Origin of the sequence: Mesorhizobium sp. M0119 (genome assembly GCF_040322615.1) — a bacterium.
Classification (GTDB): Bacteria; Pseudomonadota; Alphaproteobacteria; order Rhizobiales; family Rhizobiaceae; genus Mesorhizobium.
The window spans coordinates 1-23,993 of the sequence record NZ_JAMYTU010000036.1 but is presented as its reverse complement, the minus strand read 5'-3'; the positions used below and the strand labels follow the sequence as shown (position 1 = coordinate 23,993).

General features: G+C 62.7%; 31 protein-coding genes. 19 read left to right on the top strand and 12 right to left on the bottom strand.

The features are described from left to right. Positions 1 to 16 precede the first annotated feature (16 nt). From choX to NKJ40_RS25030, 3 genes are read left to right on the top strand one after another with little or no spacing between them, the layout of a single operon-like run. Positions 17 to 952: a choline ABC transporter substrate-binding protein gene (gene choX / locus NKJ40_RS25040; RefSeq protein ID WP_352468367.1), complete on the top strand. Its 936-nt coding sequence runs from the start codon at positions 17 to 19 to the stop codon at positions 950 to 952. After that, on the top strand, positions 949 to 1,809 hold the full coding sequence (locus NKJ40_RS25035) for an alpha/beta fold hydrolase (RefSeq protein WP_352468366.1): 861 nt from the start codon (positions 949 to 951) through the stop codon (positions 1,807 to 1,809). The genes choX and NKJ40_RS25035 overlap by 4 nt, the downstream gene beginning before the upstream one ends. A gap of 8 nt (positions 1,810 to 1,817) precedes the next feature. Then, a complete protein-coding gene (locus NKJ40_RS25030; protein ID WP_352468365.1) occupies positions 1,818 to 3,266 on the top strand; it encodes an amidase in 1,449 nt (482 codons plus the stop codon). A 46-nt stretch (positions 3,267 to 3,312) separates the two neighbouring features. Here the strand turns inward: NKJ40_RS25030 and NKJ40_RS25025 are convergent, their stop codons facing one another. Continuing rightward, on the bottom strand, positions 3,313 to 4,107 hold the full coding sequence (locus tag NKJ40_RS25025; protein WP_352468364.1) for an NIPSNAP family protein: 795 nt from the start codon (positions 4,105 to 4,107) through the stop codon (positions 3,313 to 3,315). A gap of 150 nt (positions 4,108 to 4,257) precedes the next feature. Here NKJ40_RS25025 and NKJ40_RS25020 point away from each other — a divergent pair, with 150 nt between their 5' ends. Then, positions 4,258 to 4,851, top strand: coding sequence for a TetR/AcrR family transcriptional regulator (locus NKJ40_RS25020; protein ID WP_352468363.1), 594 nt, complete (start codon positions 4,258 to 4,260; stop codon positions 4,849 to 4,851). A gap of 62 nt (positions 4,852 to 4,913) precedes the next feature. Here the strand turns inward: NKJ40_RS25020 and NKJ40_RS25015 are convergent, their stop codons facing one another. Further along, positions 4,914 to 5,354 (bottom strand): hypothetical protein, encoded by a 441-nt coding sequence (locus NKJ40_RS25015; RefSeq protein ID WP_352468362.1) that lies wholly within the window; start codon positions 5,352 to 5,354, stop codon positions 4,914 to 4,916. 271 nt (positions 5,355 to 5,625) lie between these two features. Here NKJ40_RS25015 and NKJ40_RS25010 point away from each other — a divergent pair, with 271 nt between their 5' ends. After that, complete coding sequence (locus NKJ40_RS25010; protein WP_352468361.1) at positions 5,626 to 6,756, top strand: metallophosphoesterase; 1,131 nt, start codon at positions 5,626 to 5,628, stop codon at positions 6,754 to 6,756. Between the two features lie 64 nt (positions 6,757 to 6,820). On the opposite strand, the gene NKJ40_RS25005 is transcribed toward NKJ40_RS25010, so the two are convergent. Then, positions 6,821 to 7,000 carry a CsbD family protein gene (locus NKJ40_RS25005; RefSeq protein ID WP_254820647.1) on the bottom strand — a complete coding sequence of 60 codons (180 nt, stop codon included), beginning with the start codon at positions 6,998 to 7,000 and terminating at the stop codon, positions 6,821 to 6,823. A gap of 146 nt (positions 7,001 to 7,146) precedes the next feature. Here NKJ40_RS25005 and NKJ40_RS25000 point away from each other — a divergent pair, with 146 nt between their 5' ends. Both NKJ40_RS25000 and NKJ40_RS24995 read left to right on the top strand, forming a co-directional pair. Further along, on the top strand, positions 7,147 to 7,815 hold the full coding sequence (locus NKJ40_RS25000; RefSeq protein WP_352468360.1) for a glutathione S-transferase family protein: 669 nt from the start codon (positions 7,147 to 7,149) through the stop codon (positions 7,813 to 7,815). 77 nt (positions 7,816 to 7,892) lie between these two features. Beyond that, on the top strand, positions 7,893 to 8,648 hold the full coding sequence (locus tag NKJ40_RS24995; protein ID WP_352468359.1) for an SDR family NAD(P)-dependent oxidoreductase: 756 nt from the start codon (positions 7,893 to 7,895) through the stop codon (positions 8,646 to 8,648). 18 nt (positions 8,649 to 8,666) lie between these two features. On the opposite strand, the gene NKJ40_RS24990 is transcribed toward NKJ40_RS24995, so the two are convergent. After that, positions 8,667 to 9,518, bottom strand: a complete 852-nt coding sequence (locus tag NKJ40_RS24990) for a LysR family transcriptional regulator (protein WP_352468358.1) — start codon at positions 9,516 to 9,518, stop codon at positions 8,667 to 8,669. Between the two features lie 97 nt (positions 9,519 to 9,615). On the opposite strand from NKJ40_RS24990, the gene NKJ40_RS24985 reads away from it, so the two are divergent. From NKJ40_RS24985 to NKJ40_RS24955, 7 genes are all read left to right on the top strand, one after another. Next, positions 9,616 to 10,077, top strand: a complete 462-nt coding sequence (locus NKJ40_RS24985) for a RidA family protein (RefSeq protein WP_352468357.1) — start codon at positions 9,616 to 9,618, stop codon at positions 10,075 to 10,077. Positions 10,078 to 10,143: 66 nt separating this feature from the next. Further along, positions 10,144 to 10,935, top strand: coding sequence for an SDR family oxidoreductase (locus tag NKJ40_RS24980; protein WP_352468356.1), 792 nt, complete (start codon positions 10,144 to 10,146; stop codon positions 10,933 to 10,935). A 439-nt stretch (positions 10,936 to 11,374) separates the two neighbouring features. Then, on the top strand, positions 11,375 to 11,584 hold the full coding sequence (locus NKJ40_RS24975) for a cold-shock protein (protein ID WP_010915421.1): 210 nt from the start codon (positions 11,375 to 11,377) through the stop codon (positions 11,582 to 11,584). 344 nt (positions 11,585 to 11,928) lie between these two features. Further along, on the top strand, positions 11,929 to 12,156 hold the full coding sequence (locus tag NKJ40_RS24970) for a hypothetical protein (RefSeq protein ID WP_352468355.1): 228 nt from the start codon (positions 11,929 to 11,931) through the stop codon (positions 12,154 to 12,156). Next, complete coding sequence (locus tag NKJ40_RS24965; protein WP_292664441.1) at positions 12,156 to 12,563, top strand: hypothetical protein; 408 nt, start codon at positions 12,156 to 12,158, stop codon at positions 12,561 to 12,563. Before NKJ40_RS24970 ends, NKJ40_RS24965 begins: the two co-directional genes overlap by 1 nt. 1 nt (position 12,564) lies before the next feature. Further along, on the top strand, positions 12,565 to 12,729 hold the full coding sequence (locus tag NKJ40_RS24960) for a hypothetical protein (RefSeq protein WP_023722752.1): 165 nt from the start codon (positions 12,565 to 12,567) through the stop codon (positions 12,727 to 12,729). A gap of 50 nt (positions 12,730 to 12,779) precedes the next feature. Next, positions 12,780 to 13,118 (top strand): YkgJ family cysteine cluster protein, encoded by a 339-nt coding sequence (locus NKJ40_RS24955; RefSeq protein ID WP_352468390.1) that lies wholly within the window; start codon positions 12,780 to 12,782, stop codon positions 13,116 to 13,118. 37 nt (positions 13,119 to 13,155) lie between these two features. Here the strand turns inward: NKJ40_RS24955 and NKJ40_RS24950 are convergent, their stop codons facing one another. Next, positions 13,156 to 14,076, bottom strand: coding sequence for an AraC family transcriptional regulator (locus NKJ40_RS24950; protein WP_352468354.1), 921 nt, complete (start codon positions 14,074 to 14,076; stop codon positions 13,156 to 13,158). Positions 14,077 to 14,247: 171 nt separating this feature from the next. Here NKJ40_RS24950 and NKJ40_RS24945 point away from each other — a divergent pair, with 171 nt between their 5' ends. Beyond that, on the top strand, positions 14,248 to 14,667 hold the full coding sequence (locus NKJ40_RS24945) for a nuclear transport factor 2 family protein (protein ID WP_352468353.1): 420 nt from the start codon (positions 14,248 to 14,250) through the stop codon (positions 14,665 to 14,667). A gap of 89 nt (positions 14,668 to 14,756) precedes the next feature. On the opposite strand, the gene NKJ40_RS24940 is transcribed toward NKJ40_RS24945, so the two are convergent. Further along, complete coding sequence (locus NKJ40_RS24940) at positions 14,757 to 15,404, bottom strand: class I SAM-dependent methyltransferase (protein ID WP_352468389.1); 648 nt, start codon at positions 15,402 to 15,404, stop codon at positions 14,757 to 14,759. A 90-nt stretch (positions 15,405 to 15,494) separates the two neighbouring features. Further along, positions 15,495 to 16,475: an asparaginase gene (locus tag NKJ40_RS24935; RefSeq protein ID WP_352468352.1), complete on the bottom strand. Its 981-nt coding sequence runs from the start codon at positions 16,473 to 16,475 to the stop codon at positions 15,495 to 15,497. A 333-nt stretch (positions 16,476 to 16,808) separates the two neighbouring features. On the opposite strand from NKJ40_RS24935, the gene NKJ40_RS24930 reads away from it, so the two are divergent. Continuing rightward, the gene (locus tag NKJ40_RS24930; protein WP_352468351.1) at positions 16,809 to 17,420 is read left to right on the top strand and encodes a LysE family translocator; all 612 of its coding nucleotides are present in this window, start codon (positions 16,809 to 16,811) and stop codon (positions 17,418 to 17,420) included. A 61-nt stretch (positions 17,421 to 17,481) separates the two neighbouring features. Here the strand turns inward: NKJ40_RS24930 and NKJ40_RS24925 are convergent, their stop codons facing one another. Continuing rightward, positions 17,482 to 18,516 (bottom strand): AraC family transcriptional regulator, encoded by a 1,035-nt coding sequence (locus NKJ40_RS24925; RefSeq protein WP_352468350.1) that lies wholly within the window; start codon positions 18,514 to 18,516, stop codon positions 17,482 to 17,484. Positions 18,517 to 18,708: 192 nt separating this feature from the next. Here NKJ40_RS24925 and NKJ40_RS24920 point away from each other — a divergent pair, with 192 nt between their 5' ends. Both NKJ40_RS24920 and NKJ40_RS24915 read left to right on the top strand, forming a co-directional pair. Then, positions 18,709 to 19,134 (top strand): GFA family protein, encoded by a 426-nt coding sequence (locus NKJ40_RS24920; protein WP_031195266.1) that lies wholly within the window; start codon positions 18,709 to 18,711, stop codon positions 19,132 to 19,134. A 54-nt stretch (positions 19,135 to 19,188) separates the two neighbouring features. Next, the gene (locus NKJ40_RS24915; RefSeq protein WP_352468349.1) at positions 19,189 to 19,704 is read left to right on the top strand and encodes an OsmC family protein; all 516 of its coding nucleotides are present in this window, start codon (positions 19,189 to 19,191) and stop codon (positions 19,702 to 19,704) included. A gap of 101 nt (positions 19,705 to 19,805) precedes the next feature. On the opposite strand, the gene NKJ40_RS24910 is transcribed toward NKJ40_RS24915, so the two are convergent. The 3 genes from NKJ40_RS24910 to NKJ40_RS24900 are packed head-to-tail and all read right to left on the bottom strand — an operon-like array spanning position 19,806 to position 21,718. Further along, the gene (locus tag NKJ40_RS24910; RefSeq protein ID WP_352468348.1) at positions 19,806 to 20,192 is read right to left on the bottom strand and encodes a nuclear transport factor 2 family protein; all 387 of its coding nucleotides are present in this window, start codon (positions 20,190 to 20,192) and stop codon (positions 19,806 to 19,808) included. A gap of 16 nt (positions 20,193 to 20,208) precedes the next feature. Further along, entirely contained in the window at positions 20,209 to 20,655 is a 447-nt protein-coding gene (locus tag NKJ40_RS24905; RefSeq protein ID WP_352468347.1) for an OsmC family protein, read from the bottom strand. 52 nt (positions 20,656 to 20,707) lie between these two features. Continuing rightward, positions 20,708 to 21,718, bottom strand: a complete 1,011-nt coding sequence (locus NKJ40_RS24900) for a zinc-dependent alcohol dehydrogenase family protein (protein ID WP_352468346.1) — start codon at positions 21,716 to 21,718, stop codon at positions 20,708 to 20,710. A gap of 97 nt (positions 21,719 to 21,815) precedes the next feature. On the opposite strand from NKJ40_RS24900, the gene NKJ40_RS24895 reads away from it, so the two are divergent. Next, positions 21,816 to 22,415 (top strand): TetR/AcrR family transcriptional regulator, encoded by a 600-nt coding sequence (locus NKJ40_RS24895; RefSeq protein WP_352468345.1) that lies wholly within the window; start codon positions 21,816 to 21,818, stop codon positions 22,413 to 22,415. Positions 22,416 to 22,709: 294 nt separating this feature from the next. On the opposite strand, the gene groL is transcribed toward NKJ40_RS24895, so the two are convergent. After that, positions 22,710 to 23,993 (bottom strand): chaperonin GroEL (gene groL / locus NKJ40_RS24890; RefSeq protein ID WP_352468344.1); only part of this gene is annotated, 1,284 nt, incomplete at its 5' end.

Genomic DNA, 23,993 nt, shown 5'->3' with positions numbered 1-23,993 from the left:
AATGAGGAGAACCGAAATGCTTCGTAGCCTTGGAATAGGCGCCTCGCTCGGCGTCCTGCTGGCGACCCAGCCGGTCTTTGCGGCTGAACCCGAGCAATGCAAGGTCGTGCGCATGGCCGAGCCTGGATGGAACGACCTTGCCTTCACCACCGGCGTTACCAGCGTCTTGCTCGATGCGCTCGGCTACAAGCCGGCAAGCTCGCTTCTGGGCATCAACGTCATCTATGAATCCTTGAAGAACAATGATTTGGACGTGTTCCTTGGCTATTGGGATCCGGCGATGATCACCTACTACGAGCCCTATAAGAAGGACGGCTCGGTAGACGATGTGCGCGTCAATCTCGTCGGCGCCAAATACACCTTTGCCGTGCCGACTTACGTCTGGGAGGCCGGTGTCAAGGATTTTGCCGACCTGCAAAAGTTCGCCGACAAATTCGGCAGGAAGATGTACGGCATCGAGCCGGGCTCCAACCAGCTGATGATGGACGCCATCGCCGATAAGTCGCTCGGCCTCGATGGTTGGCAGGTCGTCGAATCGAGTGAAGCCGGCATGCTTTCCGAGGTCGGCTACGAGATCAAGGAAAAGCGCTTCATCGTCTTCCAGGGCTGGGCGCCGCATCCAATGAACACGATGTACGACTTCAAATATCTGAGCGGCGGCGACAAGTTCTACGGCCCGAACTTCGGCGCCGCGACGGTGACGACGCAGGTGCGCAAGGGCTATCTGCAGCAATGCCCCAATGTCGGGCAGTTGCTGAAGAACCTCGCCTTCGACATCGATTTCGAAAACCTCGGCATGGGCTATCTCATCAATGACGGTATGAAGCCGGAGGAAGCCGGCCTGAAGGCGGTCAAGGAGAATCCGGATAGGCTCGGCGCCTGGCTGGCCGGTGTCACCACATTCGATGGCAAGCCCGCACTCGACGCAGTCAAGCAGCAGCTCGGCCTGTGATATCGGCCTATCAGGCGGGTTGGAACGGCCGCAAGCGCAGGGTCGGTGCCGGCTGCACTGAAACGGCCTGCGTCGAAATCGCCGGGCAGGAGCCCGCGCTGGTGCTGGTGCACGGCTTCTCCGACACGAGCCGCAGCTTCTCCTTGCTGGCGCCGCATCTCGCCGGGCGCCGGCTTGTCATTCCGGACCTGCGCGGGCATGGCGCCTCGCCGGCCGGGACACGCGGCTTCGCCCCGGCGGATTTCGCGGAAGATGTGGCGAGTTTGATCGAGCGATTGCGGCTCCAGCGGCCGGTTCTGGTCGGGCATTCCCTGGGCAGCATGGTGGCGATCGAGGCAGCCGCGCGCTACCCCGAGATGATCGGCGGCCTTTTGCTGATGGCCGGAACGCTGCGGCCGCAGATCGGTGAGGACCACCCGATGACCATTGGTGTGCGGGCGCTTCGAGATCCGATATCGCCGGCCGATCCGTTCTATGACTATTGGCATGCCTGCGAGGCCGAGGTTCCAGCGGACTTCCTGACCATGGCTGCAAAGGAGGCGTCAGCCATGCCGGCGGCACTTTGGCGCGCAATCCTCGAGAAGGTTCGGCGCGTCGATTTGACCGACAAGGCGCGCACGCTGCGCCTGCCGGCGCTTGTCATTGCTGGCGGGCGCGACCTGCTCTTCGACGAAACGCACCAACGGCGGCTCCTCGAAGAAATCCCTAGCGCCGCGTTCGTGAGCGCGGTGCGCTGTGGCCACAATCCGCATTGGGAGGACCCGGCATTGGTCGCGGCAGCCATCGCCCGCTATTTCAAGGTCCGGACCAAAGCTGGACCCCAGCCGACAGCCGAAGCGACAGGCAATCCGGGCTGAGACCGGTCATGAACCTTTCCGAATACGTGGCGCTGGATGCCGTCGCCCTGGCCGGGCATGTTCGCTCGGGCGAATTATCGGCCGTCGAGGTCGTCGAAGCGGCTATCGAAGCGATCGAAAGCATCAATCCCGCCATCAACGCCGTGACACTGATCGATGCGGACCGGGCGCTTTCCGGCGCGGCAAGCTGCAACCGGCAGGCCGCACTCGCCGGCATTCCTTTCCTGGTCAAGGACACCGGCGTCAATGTGCGGGAGTGGCCGACGACGCACTCGTCGCTCTACTTCAAGGATGCCGCGCCGAAGCCCGACAACGAGATCGTCCGGCGCTGGCGGGCCGCCGGTCTGATCTTGCTGGGCAAGACAAACACGCCTGAATTCGCCAACGACTTCGTGACCGAACCCAGCTTTCGCGGCCCCACCTTGAACCCCTGGGATCCTTCGCTGACGGCGGGCGGCTCAAGCGGCGGAGCTGCTGCGGCGGTGGCAAGCGGTATGGTGCCGGTCGCCCACGGTTCCGATATCGGCGGCTCGATCCGGGTGCCGGCTGCCTGTTGCGGCGTGTTCGGCATGAAGCCGTCGCGCGGGCTCACGCCTGTCGGGCCTGGTCAAGGTCAGGTCGGCGCCGGGCTCTACGCCGAGAACGTCGTGTCCCGCACCGTTCGGGACAGCGCCGCCATGCTGGACATGACTGCCGGTCCAGAACAAGGAGCGCCTTACTCCGTGTCGAAATCGGTGCCGTCCTACCTGGACTGGCTGTCTTCCCCCGGCGAGCGACTGCGCGTCGCGTGCCTGGCGCACCGGCCGGATGGCACGCCGGTCGCGTCCGAGATCGGGGGAAAATTCCAGGAAGCCGTGATCCTCCTCGAGGAAATGGGGCACGAGGTCACAGAGGCGCGTTTCCCGCGGGAAGCCAGCGCCGGAGCGGACTGGAGCATTTTCTGGATGTCGGAGGTTGCGCGGCTGGTTGACGAGCGCGCCGATGAGATCGGGCGGATGCCGGCGGCTGGCGAAATCGAAAGCCTGACTCGTCACGCGCTCGACTGTTTCCGGCGGTCTTCGGCCGCCGACTATCTCAGGGCGCAGGACCACGTGCACAGCGCTTCGCTGGCGATGGCGATGGCGTTCGATGCGTTCGACCTGATCATGACGCCGACCACGGCCGACCTGCCGCCCCGGCTTGGCGCCATCCATGGCGATGGTGCTCTCTTCGATTACGAGGCTTGGGCGAGCCGAGCTTACGGCTTTGCGCCTTTCACAGAAATCTTCAACGTCACCGGGCAACCGGCCGCCAGCCTGCCGTTGTTCCAGTCGAAAGGCGGCCTGCCGATCGGCATCCAGCTCATTGGCCGCAAGAACGAGGATCACCAGCTGCTTCGCATTTCCCTTGACCTGGAGCAGGCAACCGCATGGACCACGCGCTACCAAGCGATCCATGCCAGGCATTTTCCGGCGTGAACCAGACCGGGAGTCCAGCGCACATAGCTGGCTTCGACGGCGTTGGTCATGCCGGCGTTGGCTGCCCGAACAGCGATCGCGCCGTCGGCGCCAGGCGCAGAACCTCCATGGGCCTGGCAAATTCCCACTGCGCGGTCTGCTCGAATGCCTGCCATCTCGGGGAGGCAGCCAAGGCTGCCTCATGGCGGGCATAGGCTTCGGTGCTGTCGAAACCCGCGATGCTGATGAAGACGTTTTCGCCGGCCCGCACCGGCAACCGCGGAAAGCTGTTTTCGGCATGTTCGGTGATGAAGGCGGCCAGCGGCCGTGCGCCAAGTGCGGCAAGCACCGGAAGAGCCCCGGTCTGGAAATCCCTGGCGAAGCCGGCTTCCAGGCCCGGTCGCAAATGATGAATCCTGATGACAACAATTGCCTGCAAATCATTGCTTACGGTTGGTTTTTCGAAATCCGGTGTAACTGCCCGCTGCGATCCCGAGAGGTCTAGGCCGGCGCCTGGCCAGGCCGGCTTCAGCAGCAGCACGTCGTCGGATGAGATCATCGTGGCGTTGGCGGCGTCGCGCCAGGCAGCCCAGACCGGCCCGTCATAGAAGGCGGTCAGAGCGTTTTTCCGCGCTTCCATGCCATCGAAGCCGCGCAGCCAGACGAACATGTCCGGCCGGTCGAGATCGCGGAACTGGCCGATGATGGTCATCCCCGCCGTTTCCTGGCCCTCGATCAGCTGATTGTCGAAGATGCCGATCAGTGTCTCGCGCCGGCCGGGTTTCAGCGTGTATTGCCTGAGTTCGACGACGGGCGAGGCGAGCAGATCGGGATTAGGTATGGCGTTCAAAGGCAGGTTCATCGCGCGAGCTCCAAAACAGGACAGTCATCCTGTTTTACAAAACAGACCGATTGTCCTGTTTTGTCAATGTGCTATCGTGTGAAGATGTCAGCAGAGATATCCGCTCGCCCAAGGTCGCGGGCTCAAAAACGCACCAACGATCCCGAAGGCATGCGCAAAAAGGTGCTCGATGTCGCCGAGGAGGCGTTTCAGGCACGCGGCTATCATGCATCCAGCATGGGCGACCTGATGGCGACGGCGGGCGTCACCGGCGGCGCGCTGCACCACCATTTCCCAACCAAGAAGGCGCTGGCGCTCGCAGTGATCGAGGAGCGGGTCGCCGCCGCGGTTGAAGAGACATGGATCGCGCCGGTGCGGATGGCTCCCTCAGCGCGCGAGGGCGTGCGCTCCGTGTTCGCGGCCGTCGCGGCGGAGCTGGAGCGGCAGGGTTTCGTGCGCGGCTGCCCGCTCAACAACCTGGCGCATGAACTGTCGCTTGCCGATCCGGATTTCCGCATTGCCCTTGCCAGCATTTTTTCTACCTGGCGTCAGGCGATCGCCGACAAGATCAGGGCCGACCAGCAGGCGGGCCGGGAGCAGGGCATCGATCCGCAGCGCTTCGCAGCGTTGGCTGTCGCCAGCTATTCCGGCGCCATGTCGATGGCCAAGACCGCGCAGGACGCAAGCGTGCTGCGCGATTGCCTGATGGCATTGGAACAGGGAGTCACGAGGCGACGTCGCAGGATACTGCACAGAGCGCTTTAACGCTGGCAGGACAGAGGCCGCAGTCGCTGATATCGCGACCGAGGCGGGGAGGCCGAGCTCTCCTAATTCGGCAGCGGCTTGATCAGCTCGTAGCCGACCACGCTTTCGGCACTGGTGCCCTCGTCATAGCGCCTGGCCACAACTGCCTGCAGGTCGGGTGCGTAAAGCGCGATGAATTCGTCCCGCGTCTCGCCGGCCTCGCTCCTGATCGTCTGCTTGACCGCGAGCACGGAGTATTTGCAATCACCCAGGCTGAACGTCTCCTTGCCCTTGACGTTGATCTCCAGCGTCTCGGTGCCCTTCGGCGGCTTGTTCGGTGCGAGACGGGCAAATACGATCTTGCTCTTGGCACCCGCCTTCAGCGGGAACACCTTCCTGAGATCGGAAAACGGGATCATCGCCAGCTGCCCCGTGCTGCTGTCGCGAAACACTTCGATCAGCCCGCCGAACAGGTACTGCGACTGCGGCGATTGCGACTGGTATTTGTTGGCAACCGCCACCATTCCGCCCGCCGCCGGACGAAATTCGCTGTGGATGCGGGCCTTTCGAGAATGAAGCCGGCCTTGGCCGATTTGGCGTCGATGCACCCGGCGCCATGCGCTGCGCTCGTCACCGCCAGAATCGCCATTGTCATGCCGATGGATGTAGCTTTCATGGCGTCCTCCTCTGCCCGCGCAAGTTGAATGCCGAAAGCAATGCCAGACCTGGGAGAACGTGTCGACACACTTTGCGAGCAACTGGACTGCCGGTCCGCGTCGTGCTGAATTTTAGCGCATGATGCATCGTATTTCCGCCCGGCCGGTTTCCCGGCGCAGGTTCCTGATGAAGGCAGCGGCCGTTGCCGCGGCCGGCGCCGTTTCGCGCCCGGCCTTCGGCCAGACCGGGCAGCGCATCCCGCCGATCGACGCCACTTTTCTGTTCATCGCCGATGTCCATGCCTGCCGCATGGCAAACGGATTGAGCCCGCATTGCGAGCAGGAGGGCAAGACAGACGCTGCCTTGCTGCGCAATGTCGCCGCACTCAACGGCGTCGGCGACAGGCAATGGCCGGCTGAAATCGATGGCGTTGCCACCGCCCTGCGCTCGACGGGCAACATCGGCACGCCGCTCGGCCTCGTCGTTGGCGGCGACATCACCGATGATGGCGGCGGCCAGATCACCCAGCCCAGCGAGGGCACGCAGCTGCTTCAGTTCAGCCAGCGCTATCAGCAAGGTGTCGGCCCCGACCATGTGCACATGCCGGTCTATGTCGGCCTCGGCAACCACGACCTCGACCAGAACGGCCCGCGCTCGCATGTCGACTGGTACCGCCGCGAAATGCGCGACTACGTCGAGGTCAACCACCGCCCCGGCGTGTTCTTCAAGCCGCCCGCGCCGGCGACCGACTACGACGTCGGGACCGACTGCTATTCATGGGATTGGGGCGGTCTGCATCTTGTCCAGACGCACCGTTTTGCCGGCGATACCGGCCATGGCGCCGCCAGCAGCCTGCCATGGCTGAAGCAGGACCTGGCGACTTATGCCGGCGACGGCCGCCCGGTCATCCTGTTCCAGCATTATGGCTGGGATACTTTTTCGATCGAAAGATGGGACGCAGCCGAGAAGACCTTCGACGAAGGCGGCAAGGGTCCGCCGCACTGGTGGAGCGAAGCTGACAGGCAGGCGCTGCTGGCTGTGCTGAAGGGTTACAACGTCGTCGGCATCTTCCATGGTCACCAGCACGCGACGCCGATGATCTACCACCGTGACGGGCTCGATTTGTTCAAGCCGAAGGCCGCCTTCATGGGCGGCTTTGCCTTGGCGCGGGTGACCGGAAACAGCATGGATGTGGTGCTGGGCGAAGCCGCAGGAGATCATGGCGAGGTCACCTTCACCAATGCATACAGCAAAAGCCTGACTTTCTGACGGGCAGGAGAGGACGCAAAAAAGGCGGCCGAGCCGCCTTTTCCTGGTTTGCGAAGGGCCACCCTCAAAGCGCCTTCTTCACCTTGTCCTTCACGTCGCCGTAAGCCTTCTGCATCTTGCCGGTCGCCTTGTCGACGTCGCCTTCGGCCTCGGTGCGCCTGTTGCCGGTGGCCTTGCCGGCGGTCTGCTTGACCGAGCCCTTGGCTTGCTTGGCAACGCCGGCAACCTGATCCTTGTTCACCATCGCGCATCTCCTGAACCGTTCGCCTGGAGAAACGGTCGCGGATCGCTTAGGTTCCGGGTTCTGCCCGTCGATTGGGATAGCTTCCGGCCGCGAAGCCGACAGGATAGGGTGCGCGAGAAGCCCGAACAGACAGGGCCGGAGGGACAATGGCTGAATTCACGCTCTTCATCGGCAACAAATGCTTCTCGTCCTGGTCGCTGAGGCCATGGCTGGCGATGAAGCATCTGGAGATCCCGTTCGAGGAAGGTCTTGTGCGCCTGCGCACGCCCGAGACCGCGGCCAATCTGGCCAGGATATCGCCGACCGGCCAGGTGCCGGTGCTGAACCATCGGCTGCCGACTGGCGAGGTCCGGATCGTCTGGGAAACCCTTGCCATCCTTGAATATCTTGCTGAGCTGTTTCCCGAGAAAAAGCTCTGGCCGGCCGACATCGGCGCTCGTGCGCTGGCCCGCTCGGCGGCGACAGAGATGCATTCGGGCTTTCGCGAGGTCCGCTATGGCTGGCCGATGAATTTGCGCCGGCCGAAAGGCCACAGGCCGCTCGACGCCGAAGGTGAGGCGCAACGGGCGCGCATCGAGGATTTGTGGCGGCAATGCCGCGAAAAGCACGGCAAAGGCGGCCCGTTCCTGTTTGGCCATTTCACCGCGGCCGACGCCATGTACGCGCCGGTCGTCACCCGCTTCGACACCTATGGTGGCACGCTGGCAACCGATACCCGCGCCTATGTCGACGCCGTGCTTTCGATGCCGGCGATGCGCCACTGGTATGCCGAGGCGGCGAAAGAGCCTTGGCCGGAGCCCGGCCCAGACGAGTAGAACCAAGCAAAGCCGGTCTTCCACTTCGCGGCCCGCGGCCTATCTGAAGATCGGGCAGGGGCCTTGGAGATTTCACAATGACAGCTGTTTCTTCCGCACTGGCCGGCAAGGTCGCGCTTGTCACCGGCGCCTCCTCGGGCATCGGCGAGGCAACGGCTGTGGCGCTGGCCGCCGCCGGGGCCAAGGTTGCGATTGCCGCACGCCGCGCCGATCGTCTCGAAGCGCTGGCCGCGCGTATCGAAAAGGCCGGCGGCACGGCGCTCCGCATCGAGGCCGACGTCACCAGCAATGACGATGTCACGGCCATGGTCGACAAGGTTGTCGCCGAATGGAGCCGTCTCGACATCCTCGTCAACAATGCCGGAGTGATGCTTCTGTCGCCGGCCGCCGAGGCGAGGCTCGACGACTGGCGCCGCATGGTCGAGCTCAACCTGCTGGCGCTGATGGGCGTCACCAAAGCGGCGCTGCCGCATCTGAGGGCCGCCAAGGGTCACATCGTCAATGTCTCGTCGGTCGCCGGCCGTGTCGCCAATCCGGGCGCCAGCGGCTACGCGGCAACCAAGTTCGGTGTCGTCGGCTTTTCCGAATCGCTGCGCCGCGAAGTCTACGCCGACAAGGTTCGCGTCACCGTCATCGAGCCCGGCCTGGTGCGCACAGAGCTCGGCGACCACATCACCAATCCGGCGTTCAAGGCTGATCTGGATAAGCGGCTTGCCGCCATGGAGGCGCTGACCGCCGAGGACATCGCCGCGGCCATTTTCTACGCCGTGAGCCAGCCGGCACATGTCAACGTCAACGAGATCGTCATCCGCCCGACCGACCAGGAACGGTGAACGGCGTCAGATATTTCGCTACGCTTCGAATCCCGCTCGCAGGAAATCGCCACACTCCTCGACCAGCCGCGACGGGTCCCTCGCGAGATAGACGCCGAAATCCGCCATCGGCGCCGGCGGCAGGTTGAAGCGTCCGTTGAGGCTTTGGCAGTCGGGCGGTAGTCCTTCCTGCAGCAGAAGCCCGATGCCAAGCCCGGCCCTCAGCGCCGAGATCAGTGTCGCGAAGGTCGACACGCGGCAGCCGATCTTCCAGCCGATCCCGGCCTCGGCGAGCGAGGCCAGCATCCTGTCCTGCCAGGAGCAGGCGCCTTCGAAGATGATCAGCGGAAGCTCGACCTCGTCATCGATCTCGATCATGCGGCTTGCCGCCCAGACCAACTGTCGTGACAGATGGCCTCGCGGCGCCTTTGTGAAGCGCGCCGGATCGGCCATGACGATGTCGCATTTTCCTTCGCCCAGCGACTTGCTGAGATCGCTGCTGCTGGCCGACGTCAGCTCGATCTCCACGGAAGGATGCCGGCGGCGGAAGTCGGCGATGATCAACGGCAGCCGTGTCACCGCCAAATCTTCGACGATGCCCAGCCGGACACGGCCGACCAGCCTGCGGCCTTCTATCTCGCGCCTGGCATCGTCGCCGATCGCGATGGCCTTGCGGGCGAAGGCGAGCAGGATCTCGCCGGCCTCGGTCAGCGTCACGCCGCGCGGCGAACGGCGCAGCAGCTCGGCTCCGACTTCGCCCTCGAGGCGCTGAAGCTGCATGCTCACCGCCGCCTGCGTGCGGGCAAGCCGATCGGCGGCCCGGCTCACCGTTCCCGTATCGGCCACGGTGACGAAGGCGCGCAGCAGCCGGACGTCGATATCTCCAGTCATAAGAATTCCTGATAGCTGTGTCAGCACTATCAGGCTATCCGAAAGCCCGATCTGAATTCAAGGTCCGCTCGCGCCAACGAAAACAGGAGCAGCCACCTTGTCCTACAGAAGAAGATTTGAGGGGCTCGGTGTCGCCTGGCCGTCGCTCGATCGGCCTGCTTTGCCGTTCTCGCCGACGGCTCGGGTCGCCGACATCGTCTATGTCTCCGGTCAGATCCCCGAGATCGGGCAGGAGATCGCTGCGATCGGCCAGGTTGGCGCAGAGATCGATCTGGCCGCGGCGCGGAACGCCGCCCGGCTCTGCGCGGCCAACATCGTCTATTGGCTCGACAAGGAACTGGACGGCAATCTCGACCGCGTCGTGAAATTCGCCAAGCTGACCGTCTATGTGAACGCGGCGGCCGGCTTTGCGGCCTATTCGGAGGTCGGCAACGGAGCATCCGAATTTCTGCTCCATGTTTTCGGCGAGCGTGGCGAGCATGCCCGCTGCTCGCTCGGCATGGCCGGCTTGCCGGCCAATTTTCCGGTCGAAGCCGACGCCATTGTGCATGTCCGCTGATGCACGCCCAAAGCATGCACTCAGGGCTTATCCGGGAGTGCGCAGCGAAACCAGGGGAGGCTTGGCTTGATAAGTACAAATTTTGAGGGGCGGAAGGCGCTGGTTCTCGGCGGAGGCAAGGGCCTGGGTTTCGGCGTCGCCGAATCGCTCGCGGCGAAAGGCGCCGAGATCATCCTGGCCGGACGAGGGAAGGAGACCCTGGATGCGGCGCGGCGCGCGATCGAGTCCGCCGGCCCCGTCTGCTCGACCTTCAGCGCCGATCTTTCCGATAACGACAGCGTCTCCCGGCTGATCCGTGCCATCGAGGACGAGCATCAGCGGATCGACATCGTCCTGCTCAATGGCGGCGGCCCGCCGCCCTTCGCGGCCAGCGTCTTCGATGCGAGCGTCTGGGAGAAGCAGTTCACCAGCATGGTGCTGAGCCAGATGCGCATCGCCATTTCTCTCCTGCCAGGCATGCGGTCGCGGCGCTGGGGGCGCATCATCGCCGTTTCCTCCACGTCCGTCCGCGAGCCGATCCCCGGCCTCACCGCTTCGAATGCGTTGCGCGCGTCGCTTGCCGGCTGGGCCAAGACGCTGGCTGGCGAAGTGGCGGCGGACGGCGTCACCGTCAACCTGTTGCTGCCTGGCCGTTTTGCGACGGACCGGACGAAACAGTTCGACGCGATGGACGCCGCCGACAGGGGTGTGGACGCTGCTGTGATCGCCGCCGAGAGTCAGGCCGAAATCCCGGCAAAGCGCTACGGGACCCCCGCCGAATTCGGCGCGGTTGCCGCATTCCTGGCCAGCGACGACGCCGCCTATATCACCGGCGTGGCTTTGCCGGTGGATGGCGGGTTCAGCCGGGCCATGCTGTGAGGGGCAGGGTGCAGCGGCGCGAATGGTCGCATCACAGGAACGCCCCTCGTGCCTTTTATCTGCGCGGGGGGCGTCCTGTTTGTCGTCCGCCTCTCTCAAGATCGCTCTTTCAAGAACGGCTTTCGACACCGAAAGAATGCCCGCGGTGCCAAAATGGTTCCCGGCTGATTGGTTTTTTCGGCGGGCAATAGCCCGGCTTTCGCCGTCCGATGTGCTGGCGCGGGCCGCCGCCGCGCGTCTCCGCGAGTGTGGAAAATCAAAAAAATTGACACAACGCGCAAAGAAGTCTATAAGAATTTTGTCGATATTTGTTTGACCGACTTTTGTTATCCGCGTGCTTAGGCGCGCCTTTGGCGAACTTCCCCCATCAAAATCGAGACAAACGTTGTTGTGCATCCGCATGACGGCGAACGAATATTTGCCATGGAAAGGGTTCGTTATGAGCACAGGCACAGTTAAATGGTTCAACGCCACCAAAGGTTTTGGTTTTATTCAGCCTGACGACGGTTCTGCCGACGTTTTTGTCCACATCTCAGCCGTCGAGCGTGCCGGAATGCGCGACATCGTCGAGGGCCAGAAGCTTGGCTACGAGATGGTCCGCGACAACAAGTCGGGCAAGATGTCCGCCGACCAGTTGAAGGCGGCCTAAAACGGAATTAAGCCTCACCGGTGACCACGGATGTACTGGCACCGGTGAATGGCAAATTCCAGCGCATGATCGCGGGGATGTTAAGTCCCCGCTCATGCGCATGAGAAGAACGTTTCCTTGCGCGTCTCTCGGGATGCGCGGGCGCTCTCATGGAAGGTCAGGCGGTGCCTGGCCTTTTTCATTTTTGCGCTTCGATCGCCGAAAGAGCGCCGCTCGACGGCCCGGACGTGCTAAGGACGTTCCAGCAATTTGAAACCGGCTGCCGTATTGCTTTGTGCGGGATCCTGGCCGAAAGACCAGTCTCGCCACTTTTCCGCGGCGTGCTCCGAACCGGGAGAAAGACCTTGACCGCAACTTCAAAGAAACCCCGCGACCAGGCCGAATCCATTTTCAGCAAGACGCGGACCCAGTCGATGTCGCTCGACCGCATCAATTCCGAACGGGATGCCGTCAGCCAAGCCCGCGAAGCCAAGACCGCGCGGCTGCGCGAATTGCGCCTGGAGAAGGAAGCCGACGACATGGCGGCGGCGGTTGCGGTCGCGGCCTCGCCGAAACGCGCAGGCAAACGCTGATGGCCACCAAACGCGTGCCTCAAAAGGCGATCGCCGCAGATTCGACCATCGCCGATGTCGTGGGCGAACTAGACAAGCCGGTCGAATATGTCCGGCGCGTGCTCGAAAAGCTCGAGCGCTGCAGGCGTGTCCACGGCGATGCCCAGGTTCGGCTCGGCGTGCGCGGTCGTGCCGAATGCCCCAATTATCTGATCGAATACGTCCGGGAAAACGCCAAGACCCGCGAGCGCGTGACCTTTCAGGATGCCGCCTACAGCGGCAGTACGCATCGCGAGCTGGCGCCCCGGCACATCGAGGAAGCCAGGAACTGGTCGCCCGAAGAAATGAACATCACGGCCGTTTCGGCGCTCATCGGCCGCCTTCGCAATCCGAATGCGCCATCATCGCGTTTCTCTGACGAGGATTGATATGGCAATCAAGTTTTCCGCCAAGGGCCAGCCGGCAGCGCCTGCTGCCGCCGTGAAGCCGGCCAAGCCGGCGGCCGCGCCAAAAACCGGCGAAGCCGCCGAAGCGGGCACCGATCTGTTCAGGTCGCCGGCGGAAGCACCGCCGCGCAAGCCCAAGAAGAAATAGCGCCCTTGCAGCAAAATGCCGACCGGAAATCTGCGCCAAGGCTGCTTGCCCTGGCGGTCGCAGAGGAGTTTTCGTCGCCACAAGAGGGCGCCGGTCCGATTGCCTTCGATTGCCAGACCTGTGGCGCCTGCTGCGCCTACTCGTCCAGATGGCCGCGCTTCTCCACCGAGGATGACGCGCAGCTCGACCTTATCCCGCAAAAATACGTGGCTGCCGACGAAGCCGGTATGCGCTGCGACGGCGCGCGCTGTTCGGCACTGTGCGGCGAGGTCGGCAAGTCAACGGCCTGCGGCATCTACGACATCCGCCCCGACGTCTGCCGCGCCTGCATGCCGGGCGATGACGACTGCCTGATCGCGCGTCGGGCTCAAGGTCTGCCGACGCTGTAATGACGGCCCTCGGGCTGGCGTCTCAGTTTGAATTTCGTCAATCAGATGCGCGAAAGTCGCTGCGGTAGAGGCCGGGCGATCGTCCGGTCAATCGTTTGAATGCCTGCGAGAACGACGGCACCGATTCATATCCGACGGCGTGCCCGATCTCGCCAATGTTCTGGTTCGTTTCCCGCAGAGCCTTGGCGGCAAGGTTCATCCGCCACCGGGTCACATAGGACAGCGGCGGCTGTCCTACCAGTTGAGCGAAGCGACGCGCGAAGGTGGCCCGGGACTGTGCTGCGCCGCTGGCAAGGGAAGCGATGGTCCAGGGATTGCCCGGCCGCTCGTGGATCAGGCGCAAAGCCTGCGCAATGCCTTTGTCGCGCAAGGCGCCAAACCATCCCCCTGTTCCGAGTGGCTGATGTTCGATCCAGGCGCGCAACAAGAAGATCAACGTGCTGTCGAGAAGGCGTGGGGCGACAATGTCGTGGCCGCCGAGATCGGCTTTCGCTTCGACCTGCAGAAGTTCCAGGGCAAGCCGCAGCGGCTCGCTGGTGTCGATCTGATTCCGGGTCAAATGAATCAGCGGAGGAAGCAGCGAAACCATCGGATATGGCCCGACGCCGTCGAGTGAATATCTCGCACAAAGAAGAGTTGTCGCGCCGCTCTCGCTTTTCGGTTCCAGTCCGCTCCGATTTGCGGAAAGGACGGCGGATATCGATGCCGTCGGTGCATCCGCCGGATTGCAAAGGGCATGCCCGATACCGCTCGCGACAAGGATGACATCTCCCTCGCCTAAGCGGATCGGCTCCCTTTCACCGGCTAACCGCAGCCAGCATTCGCCGTTCTGTATGACGTGGATGGCGGCATTCCTTGTCGGATCCACCGAAATACCCCATGGCCGATGCAGGGTCGCGCTGCCGATCATGGCGCTGCCAAATCTCAGCGAAGCAAGAACTTCGGACAAGGCGTCCATGAGAACCATCCTCCAACGATGAATAGGACGACGATATTAGACGATTGGATAAGAATCCAGGCGAATAGCGTATCGACCATCTCACAAGCGTGGCTGATTATGTTGGCAAGATCGGCCTGCGGACGCTCCTGTCCACAACAGGCAGAAGCAGGCACGGGAAGGAGCAAAAACATGCGTGACGAACCATCAAATCCAGTTCCAGCCAAGACCCATAATTTGCTCGACACCAACAAGGCGATCGTCCTGGACTTCATCGACAAAGCAGTAAACCAAGGCAACATCGAAGCTGCTTCGATGCATTTTGGCGAACGCTACATCCAACACAATCCGAACATTGCGGATGGTGCGGAGGGCTTCAAAGCCTATCTGCAGCAGCTCAAGCAGTCATTTCCCCTCGTGAGGGGAGAGGTGAAGCGGATTTTTGCCGAAGGGGATTTCGTCATCGTGCACATGCACGCAAAACGCGAACCGGAGGAGGAAGGCTTGGCCATTGTCGACATTTTCAGGCTGAAGGACAGCAAGCTCGTCGAACACTGGGAAGTTCGGCAGCCTATTGCCGATAGCAAGCTGCACGCCAACAGCATGATCTGAATGCGCATAGGCTCTCAGGCCGGCTTGTGCCCGCATGTTTCGCTGCCGCGGCCTCGGCGTTACCGTCGGCAAGATCACAACAATACAATTTAGCTGGGTCCGAGAATATCCGCCTTGATCGGTTGATCGAAGGTAAGCGCGCCTTCGCTATCGCGTTGTGCCGCTGCAAGCACAGCAGCGGTGATGCCAGATTCGTCATGCTCAACGACTTTTCGCCGCGACGGATCAACAGCTACGACGCGATCCAAAAAGCCTTTCACGGTTCGAAAGACCTCCCGACGAACGTATTGCAATGTGGCCATCCGCGCCAGCATGCCCGATGATACGGCGGTTTCGATCGCGAGTTGGGCCGCTTGCCGGACAATGGTTTCGTCTTCAATCGGCCGCAGGGCGGCGAAGAAATTGCCGGTCGCCAAGGGCTCGACAACGATCAGGACGCCATTTGGGTTAATCACGCGGGCCGCTTCGCCTAGCGCTGCCTGCATCGCCACTTCGGGAACATGATGGAGTGCATTGATCATAACAGCAATGTCGAAAGCCGCGTCGCCGAAAGGCAGCGACTCCGCCACACCTTTCACGAAGCTCGCCTGCGGAACCGCCGCCACCGCTTCGCGAATCGCACCCGCCGCCGGATCGATGCCGCTCACGTCAGCCCCCTCGGCAACAAGCTGCCTTGCGAAGCTGCCAGCACCGCAGCCGATATCAAGAATTCTAAGTCCCGCGATCGACGGTCGCACCGATCTGACAACTGCCAACGGACTGTCTATGAGCTGCACTGCGCGTTTCCCCTAAGGTCCGATGATAAGGGAGGAGCCTCTGCCGGAAGGTCACCCACCTAAAGCGACAAGCTCAGGGCGCATTTCCTCTAGCGTCATTCCCATCCCCAACAGTACCGACACTAGAATCCGCAGCTTGGGTCCAGTGAGATCGCCGGCAAAGACCGCCCCCGCCTTCTCGAGATCCTTGCCTCCGCCATTGCCATAAATCGGCGAGACGCGGCCTTCGCCACATCGTGACGCCACGAACACCGGAACGCCATCGGCGATAATGTCTGCAACAGCCGCTGCGACGGCAGGGGTCGCGTTTCCTCTGCCGAAGCCTTCGAGCACAATCGCTCGTGAGCCGCTTGCCGCCGCAAGGCGGATCAAGCGGTCATCGGAGCCAAGCGCCATGCTTATGAGGTCGACTCGTGGTTCGATGGTGTTCGCTGCATACGTTTTCCGAAGGATAGGCCGGCGTGATACGCTTACGACCGTCCCATCGATTTCCCCTAGCTTACCGTGGTTTCGCGAAACAAACGCATCGACGCGGGAGGTGTGGGCCTTCGTGACGTCACGCGCGGCGTGGAAGTGTTGTTCCAGGAGCACCACCGCGCCGAGACCTGCCGCCAGTGGCGACGCCGCAAGCTTGACGGCATCAGTGACGTTCCGCGGTCCATCGCCGGCGGGATCATCAGCGCTGCGCTGTGCGCCGGTAAACACCACGGGCTTTTCATTCACCAGGAGCAAATCCGCGAGATAGGCGCTTTCCTCCATCGTATCGGTGCCGTGGGTGACCACGACGCCGATGCAATCGTCTTCAGCAAGATGAATGTTGATCCGCTGAACCAGAGCAAACGCCATTGGCAACGTCATCGCGCAGCTGACAATATTCATGAAGTCGTCAACTTTGATGTCGACGTTAGGAGGAATGTCTTGGATCGCACCTCGAAGTTTCTCGCCAGCGACGGTTGCTACGACGTGATCCTCGGCTTCGATGCGCCGCGAAGCGATTGTACCGCCGGTGGTAATTAGGCAAATACACGCCATGCAGGGTGCTTTCGGATGGAGCGACTAATGGTTCACTTGGACATAGCGGATTGAGCGTCAAATGGACGTGGTCACAGAAGTTCAGGGGTACCTTGTTGGCGGATTCTCAATTAGCTCGAATCTTTGTACATCAATATCCATCTTTGCGTCATCAGGGCCTATCGAGAACGTCTCATTCGGGTCACAGACTTGCCGAAGATCATCTCAATGGGAAGGCAAAGAAGCGTCGTGAGCGGACATTCGAAATGAGACACTGCCGGCTCAAGCTGGCTTGTGCCCGCACGTTTCGCTGATTACGCTGCCGGCGGCAGGGCCAGCACCGGGAGACCATCCGTGAGCATTGAATTTTTGTTGACGTCGCTGATAGTCGTGGCTTCGCCCGGCACTGGCGTTCTCTATACGCTGAGCGCCGGGCTTTCGCGTGGTGCGCGCGCCAGCATCATTGCCGCTTTCGGCTGCACGCTCGGCATCATTCCGCACATGGCGGCCGCCATCACCGGCCTCGCGGCTCTGCTGCACACCAGCGCCGTCGCCTTCGAGACGCTGAAATATCTCGGCGTCGCCTATCTTCTCTACATGGCCTGGAACACGCTGAAGGAGAAGGGCGGCCTGAGCGTCGACGAAGATGTCGCGCCGCGCTCCGCCGGCAAAGTGATCACTTCGGGCATACTCATCAACATCCTCAATCCGAAGCTGTCGATCTTCTTCTTTGCGTTCCTGCCGCAATTCGTCAGCACCACCGAATCGCACGCGCTGTCGAAGATGCTGGAGCTCAGCAGCATCTTCATGCTGCTCACCTTCGTCGTCTTTGTCGGCTACGGCGTTTTCGCGGCGTCGATCCGCAGCCATGTCGTGTCGCGGCCAAAGGTGCTGACCTGGATGCGCCGCACCTTCGCCGGAGCCTTTGTCATGCTCGGCGCCAAACTGGCGCTAGCGGACCGGTAGCTCTCTCTGTTTTGACGCAAATTCCGGACGGAAAACCGTTTCACACCTTTCCTGGAATTGCTTACCGCTGCGGATCGGCCGGCCCGCCTTCGGTTTCGGAAGCCTCGCCGCCTCCGAAACCGGGCGCAGCGCGAACACCCAGCCGCCAGGCCGACGGGGGGACGCCGATCATCTTCTTGAAGGCACGGCTGAACGCCGCCTCGGACTCGTAGCCGATTTCCGCCGCTATGTTTGCGACGTTGCTGTTGCCGGTGCTGAGCAGTTCCGAGGCAATCTGCATCCGCCATTTGGCGAGATAATGCACCGGCGGCATCCCGACGAGCCTGGTGAAACGCTCGGCGAGCACGGTGCGCGACAGCGCGGCCTCCTTCGCCAGCGCCTCCACGGTCCAATTGTGCTCTGGCCGATCGTGGATCAGCGCCAGCGCCTTGCACAGGTGCGGGTCGCGCAGGCCAGCCAGCCAGCCGGTGTGTTGCGGTGGAAGCGCCTCCACATAGCGGCGCAGGACGTCGACGAACATGAGCTCGCTGAGCTTGGTGAGCACGGTCTCGCTGCCAGCCCGCTTTTCCGCCACTTCCGAGACTGCCAAACTGATGAACTGGCCAAGCCAGCCGGCATCACCTTTCACGTCCCCGGCCTTGATCACCGGGGGCAATGCATCGAGCAGCGGATTGAACGGCTGTGCGTCGCAGGCAAGATAGCCGCAAACGAGCCTGGCCGAGATCGACCCGTCGCTGACATAGTTGATGTGGAACGGCATTTGGCTGGCGGACGCGATCTCCAGGACATCGGCGGTCGGAGGATCGGCCGCGAGCTCGGGATTGCTCGACATGATGTGCGGGTCGCTGTGGGTGAAGACCACGACTTCGCCGGCCTCCACCGTGATCGCCTCCTTGCCCACGATGCGGGCAAAGCAACGGCCGGCCGTCACCACGTGATAGGAAATCAGGTGGTCCGCGCCGGGAAGGATCTTCGGCAGTATCGATGACGGGGCAGGCGAGCAGACGGCCCATGGATCCTGGGCCTTGATGTCGAAAAACGTCGCGCCGGTGAGACGCACCTTTTTCAAGAGGTCAGACAGAGCGTCCCCGGCCATTCCATCCATGTCCCGTAAGTTGCGCGGCAACCCGGCGCGACATCCCTTTCGAGTTCCGGACGCGCTGTCAAGTGAGGCGGACGCGGCGTCATTCCGTTCATCGCCGGAAGCTTTAAACCCCGTCGGCGCTGAGCTCTGTCTCAAATCAGCTGCTGAGCACAGTCGAACTCAAGAAAAACGAGGATCTAAGTCATGACGGTACATAAGGGCGGATGTTTTTGCGGCGCCGTAGAAATCGAAGTGCACGGAGCGGCCGAGGCGATGGGCTACTGCCATTGCAGTTCCTGTCGTTCGTGGTCGGCGTCTCCCGTGAACGCGTTCACGCTGTGGAAGCCGGAAAACGTCAAGGTCACCAAGGGCGAGGAGTTCCTGTCCGGCTTCGAGAAGTCAAACATGAGCGACCGTCAGTTCTGCACGAAGTGCGGCGGCCATCTGATGACCGATCATCCGCCGCTCGGACTGGTCGACGTCTATGCGGCCACGATACCGACGGTGAAGTTCACGCCGGGGGTTCATGTCAACTACGCCGAGACGGTCCTGCCGATGAAGGACGGATTGCCGAAGCTGAAAGACTTCCCCGCCGAACTCGGGGGCTCGGGTGTGAGCGTGCCGGAGTAACCCGGCAATGACACACGATTTCGAACAGCGACATCTCACGACAGGAGAACATGCATGGACATCACGACATTTCGCGCCACACAGGAGCCGATCAAGGATCTGTATCGCAAGGATGCGCGCGCGGCACTTCTTACGCTAAAGGCCAAGGGCAGTGCCGACGACTCCAAGGTCACCTGCAAGGTCGAGACAGGACGTGGGCTCGCGCTAGCGGGCATCCATCCGAAGGCCGGGGGCAGCGGACAGGAGCTTTGTTCCGGCGACATGCTGCTGGAAGCCCTTGTCGCATGCGCCGGCGTCTCGATGAGGGCGGCGGCCGCCGTTCTCGAAATACCGATCAAGTCGGCCGAAATCTCCGCCGAGGGCGACGTCGATCTTCGCGGCACGCTCGGCGTCACCGAAGGTGTGCCGGTCGGCTTCAAAGAGATCCGCCTGCGGTTCGACATCGAGACCGACGTTGCGCAAGACCGGCTGACTGACCTGCTCGAGCTCACCGATCGCTACTGCGTGATCTTCCAGACGATCCAGCGCAGTCCCAAGACCTTCGTGAAGCTTCACAAAATCGTGCGGTAACCACGACCTGCCCGGAATCCTAAACTTTGGGATTCCGGGCTGGGCCTGAGCGCGGCCTCACTGAATGCAGCTTGGCTGAATGCAGCTTGTCGCGCCAAGCGCTATCCCTTCACATAGCCCATGGCCTCGACGATCTGCCCGTCCGCCACGCGCATCAGGTTGACGCCGCGCAGCGAATTGCCGTCGGCCATCCAGTAGCGCCAGCGGATCGTCGCCCGGTCGCCGGCGACGAAGGTTTCTTCGATGTCGAAGCGCGTGCCGGGTCCGGTCGCAATCGCCGACCACAGTTCGACGCAGGCGCCCTTGCCGATGCGGCGGGCGCCATCCGGGGCCGGCGTGGTGTTCTCGATCACGCAATCTTCCGCCACCAGATCGTCGAGCGCCGACGGGTCGTGGCGCTGGAAGACGTCGTTGTAGCGCCGCATGACCTCGGCCGTTTCGGCGGAGCGTTTGGCCGCGGCGATGTCAATGATGAGTTCCTGTTTCATTGGATATTCCTTCCCTTCAGTGATCGGTAGCGGTTTCAACGAGGCGGGCCTTGAGCGTGATCGCGGCGACGCCGGCCAGCGCCCGCGACACGAGGCAGTTCTCCTTGGCCGTCTGCGCCAGCCGCTCGAAATCCCCCGCCGCCAGCGCGGCGACGCTTGCCTCCGTCTCCAGCTCGATACGGGTGATCGTCGGTCCGGCCGCGGTGGCGCCGAGATGCGCTTTCGCGATCGTGTGGATACGCGCGGGAGTGTAACCTTCGCGGCCGAGGATGGCGCTCAGCGCCATCGAGAAGCAGCCGGCATGCGCCGCCGCAATCAATTCCTCGGGGTTGGTGCCGGGACCGTTCTCGAAACGCGACGGGAAGGAGTAGGCGCCTTCGAACACGCCGCTGCCGAGCCTCAGCCGGCCCGAGCCTTCTTTCAACGATCCCTGCCATTGAGCCTCTGCTTCACGAATGGTCATTGTGTCTCTCCTTTTAGTTTGAGGGGCTCGATCAGATTCTGGGGCGAACCAGTCAGGCGCCGTTGACGACCACTTTCCCGAAGACGTCGCCTTGCTGGAAATAGCGGTAGGCGTCATTGGCCTCGTCGAAGGCGAACACCTTGTCGATGATGGGCTTAAGCCGATGCACGGAGATGGCGCGCAGCATGGCTTCGAGATTGGTGCGATTGCCGACGAACAGGCGGTTGATGGTGGCGAGGCTGCGCTGGTAGACCGGGCCGGGGATCTGCACCGTCCCGCCTTTCGCATCCTGTATGGTGAGAAGCACGATGCGCCCGTAAAGGGCGCAGGCGATCATCGATTGCGCGAAGGTCGGCGGGCCGCCGGTCTCGACGACGAGGTCGATGCCGCCGGTCTGCTCGCGCACCGCAGCACCCCATTCCGGCATGTCGGCGGTCGAGACGACGAGGTCGGCGCCCAGCGCCCGCAGCCGGTCCAGCTTCTCGCTGCGCGAGGTGACGGCCACGACACGGCAGCCGAGCAGCTTGGCAAATTGCAGCGCAAACAGCGCGACACCACCTGAACCGATGACCAGAACCCATTGGCCGGGCTTCGGCATTTCGGCCGCCGTCACCGCATTCCAGGCGGTCAGGCCGGCGCAGGTCAGTGTCGCTGCTTGATGCCAGTCGAGATGATCGGGAAGCCGTAAAGCCCATTGCTCGTCAAGCACGGCGTATTCGGCCAGCATCCCGTCCAGCGTGCAGCCAAGCTGGTCGATCAGCCCGGCATTGATGCGGCCGTCGATCCAGCGCGCAAAATAACTGCCGGTGATGCGGTCGCCGACGGCAAAGCGGGTGACAGAATCGCCGACGGCAACGACTTCGCCGGCGCCGTCGCTCAGCGGGACGACGCCTCGGCGCGGCGCCAGCGGATAGGTGCCGTTGAGGATCATCGTGTCGCGGCGGTTGAGCGAGGTGGCGCGGACACGCACGACGATTTCGTGCGGCTTCAGCGTCGGCTGCGCCTCGTCGCGCATCACCAGGCACTTGGTCCCGCCGGTTCCCTCAAGACGATAACTGCGCATTTGCCTCTCACTATATATAGACTGATCTACATATTATATAGACCGGTTGTCATATTCGAGGCAAGGCCTATAGTGCGCACTCCTGACAGAGGTTGACATGGCGAACGACACCCGCACCCGCATACTCGAGACGACGGCGCTGCTGCTGAGGCAGCGCGGCTACCACGGCACGTCGCTCAACGACATCTTGAGCGCCTCAGGCGCACCGAGAGGCTCGCTCTACTTTCACTTTCCGGGCGGCAAGGATCAGCTGGTCATCGAGGTGACGCGCAATAGCGTCGCCGATGTGACGCAGAGGCTGGACGCCGCGCTCGCCGCTGAAAAGGACCCGGCGGTGGCTGTCCACCACATCTACCAGTCGCTCGCGCGCATGCTGGAAGACAACCAGTTCACGCTCGGTTGCCCGATCGCGCCCGTAGTGTTGGACTCGCCGACGGACATGCCGGAGTTGGTTGAGTTGTGCCGGTCGGCCTTCGATCAATGGATAGGCTTGCTCAGGGCGGCCTTCGTCAGGGCAGGGGTGCCCGAGCGCCGCGCGCATGCGCTGGCGCTGCTGGTCGAATCATCGCTGGAAGGGCTGATGGTGATCGCGCGCGCCACCCACGACCGCGCCCCGGTGCTGGCTGTAGCCGATGAAGTCGCGGCGCTGATTGAGGGGGCATTGCCGGCGAAAGAGATCGCCGTCACGGCGCATTGACGTTTCGCGCTTCCAGGGCATCGAGGCCAGCGCGGAGCCCTGCTGAAGTGCCGACACTCCAGCTCGGCGATTCACGTTCTGCGCCGACGCCGAAGAGGGGGTGAGTTGTATGCTTCCGCTTGGTTTGGAATCGGACAGCCTCTCATCCTCCGTCCCATCAACAAAAAAGGGCGACCTCTCGGCCGCCCTTTCCGTATCTGAAGGCTGATGGGTTGGATTAGAAGTCCATGCCGCCACTCAAGCCCGCTTGCGGGCTTGAGCAACTTGAGTTCATGGGCGTGCTTTATGGACTTCTTAGAAGTCCATGCCGCCCATACCGCCCATGCCGCCGCCGCCCATGCCGCCAGGCATGCCGCCGCCAGCCGACTCCTTCTTCGGAGCCTCCGCGATCATGGCTTCGGTCGTGACCAGCAGGCCGGCGACCGACGCCGCATCCTGCAGAGCCGTGCGCACAACCTTGACCGGATCGACGATACCCATGGCGATCATGTCGCCATATTCGCCGGTCTGGGCGTTGTAGCCGAAGGTCGCGCCCTTGTTCTCAAGGATCTTGCCGGCAACGATCGATGCTTCCGCACCGGCGTTGGCCGCGATCTGGCGGGCCGGGGCCTGCAGCGCGCGACGCACGATGCTGATGCCCGCGGTCTGGTCGGAGTTGGCGCCGGTTGCCTTGATGCTCAGCGAAGCGCGCAGAAGTGCGACGCCGCCGCCGGGGACGATGCCTTCTTCGACGGCCGCGCGGGTCGCGTTGAGGGCGTCATCGACGCGATCCTTCTTTTCCTTGACTTCCACTTCGGTCGCACCGCCGACGCGGATCACGGCAACGCCGCCCGCCAGCTTGGCGAGACGTTCCTGCAGCTTCTCCTTGTCGTAGTCCGAGGTGGTCTCTTCGATCTGCTGCTTGATCTGGGCGACGCGACCCTGGATCTCGGCCTTCTTGCCGGCGCCGTCGACGATGGTGGTGTTCTCCTTGGAGATCGACACCTTCTTGGCGCGGCCGAGCATGTTCAGGCCGACATTCTCAAGCTTGATGCCGAGGTCTTCGGAAATGACCTGGCCACCGGTGAGGATGGCGATGTCTTCCAGCATGGCCTTGCGGCGATCGCCGAAGCCCGGCGCCTTGACGGCGGCGATCTTCAGGCCGCCACGCAGCTTGTTGACGACCAGCGTGGCCAGGGCCTCGCCTTCGACGTCTTCCGAGATGATAACCAGCGGCTTCGAGGTCTGCACGACGGCCTCGAGGATCGGCAGCATGGCCTGCAGGTTGGAGAGCTTCTTCTCGTGGAGAAGGATGTAGGCGTCTTCCAGATCCGCAACCATCTTCTCGGCGTTGGTGACGAAGTAGGGCGAGAGATAGCCGCGATCGAACTGCATGCCTTCGACGACTTCGAGCTCGGTCTCGGCGGTCTTGGCTTCCTCGACCGTGATGACGCCCTCATTGCCGACCTTCTGCATCGCTTCCGCGATCATCGAGCCGACCGAAACGTCGCCATTGCCGGCGATGGTGCCGACCTGGGCAACCTCTTCCGAGGTCTTGATCTTCTTGGCGTTCTTGATCAGCGTCGCGACGACGTCGGC

Bases quoted from the DNA above. Each gene is read 5' to 3' on its own strand.
- choX (WP_352468367.1), top strand. From the start codon at position 17: ATGCTTCGTAGCCTTGGAATAGGCGCCTCGCTCGGCGTCCTGCTGGCG.
- NKJ40_RS25030 (WP_352468365.1), top strand. From the start codon at position 1,818: ATGAACCTTTCCGAATACGTGGCGCTGGATGCCGTCGCCCTGGCCGGG.
- NKJ40_RS25025 (WP_352468364.1), bottom strand. From the start codon at position 4,107: ATGAACCTGCCTTTGAACGCCATACCTAATCCCGATCTGCTCGCCTCG.
- NKJ40_RS25020 (WP_352468363.1), top strand. From the start codon at position 4,258: ATGCGCAAAAAGGTGCTCGATGTCGCCGAGGAGGCGTTTCAGGCACGC.
- NKJ40_RS25015 (WP_352468362.1), bottom strand. From the start codon at position 5,354: ATGGTGGCGGTTGCCAACAAATACCAGTCGCAATCGCCGCAGTCGCAG.
- NKJ40_RS25010 (WP_352468361.1), top strand. From the start codon at position 5,626: ATGATGCATCGTATTTCCGCCCGGCCGGTTTCCCGGCGCAGGTTCCTG.
- NKJ40_RS25005 (WP_254820647.1), bottom strand. From the start codon at position 7,000: ATGGTGAACAAGGATCAGGTTGCCGGCGTTGCCAAGCAAGCCAAGGGC.
- NKJ40_RS25000 (WP_352468360.1), top strand. From the start codon at position 7,147: ATGGCTGAATTCACGCTCTTCATCGGCAACAAATGCTTCTCGTCCTGG.
- NKJ40_RS24995 (WP_352468359.1), top strand. From the start codon at position 7,893: ATGACAGCTGTTTCTTCCGCACTGGCCGGCAAGGTCGCGCTTGTCACC.
- NKJ40_RS24990 (WP_352468358.1), bottom strand. From the start codon at position 9,518: ATGACTGGAGATATCGACGTCCGGCTGCTGCGCGCCTTCGTCACCGTG.
- NKJ40_RS24975 (WP_010915421.1), top strand. From the start codon at position 11,375: ATGAGCACAGGCACAGTTAAATGGTTCAACGCCACCAAAGGTTTTGGT.
- NKJ40_RS24965 (WP_292664441.1), top strand. From the start codon at position 12,156: ATGGCCACCAAACGCGTGCCTCAAAAGGCGATCGCCGCAGATTCGACC.
- NKJ40_RS24960 (WP_023722752.1), top strand. From the start codon at position 12,565: ATGGCAATCAAGTTTTCCGCCAAGGGCCAGCCGGCAGCGCCTGCTGCC.
- NKJ40_RS24950 (WP_352468354.1), bottom strand. From the start codon at position 14,076: ATGGACGCCTTGTCCGAAGTTCTTGCTTCGCTGAGATTTGGCAGCGCC.
- NKJ40_RS24945 (WP_352468353.1), top strand. From the start codon at position 14,248: ATGCGTGACGAACCATCAAATCCAGTTCCAGCCAAGACCCATAATTTG.
- NKJ40_RS24935 (WP_352468352.1), bottom strand. From the start codon at position 16,475: ATGGCGTGTATTTGCCTAATTACCACCGGCGGTACAATCGCTTCGCGG.
- NKJ40_RS24925 (WP_352468350.1), bottom strand. From the start codon at position 18,516: ATGGCCGGGGACGCTCTGTCTGACCTCTTGAAAAAGGTGCGTCTCACC.
- NKJ40_RS24920 (WP_031195266.1), top strand. From the start codon at position 18,709: ATGACGGTACATAAGGGCGGATGTTTTTGCGGCGCCGTAGAAATCGAA.
- NKJ40_RS24915 (WP_352468349.1), top strand. From the start codon at position 19,189: ATGGACATCACGACATTTCGCGCCACACAGGAGCCGATCAAGGATCTG.
- NKJ40_RS24910 (WP_352468348.1), bottom strand. From the start codon at position 20,192: ATGAAACAGGAACTCATCATTGACATCGCCGCGGCCAAACGCTCCGCC.
- NKJ40_RS24905 (WP_352468347.1), bottom strand. From the start codon at position 20,655: ATGACCATTCGTGAAGCAGAGGCTCAATGGCAGGGATCGTTGAAAGAA.
- NKJ40_RS24900 (WP_352468346.1), bottom strand. From the start codon at position 21,718: ATGCGCAGTTATCGTCTTGAGGGAACCGGCGGGACCAAGTGCCTGGTG.
- NKJ40_RS24895 (WP_352468345.1), top strand. From the start codon at position 21,816: ATGGCGAACGACACCCGCACCCGCATACTCGAGACGACGGCGCTGCTG.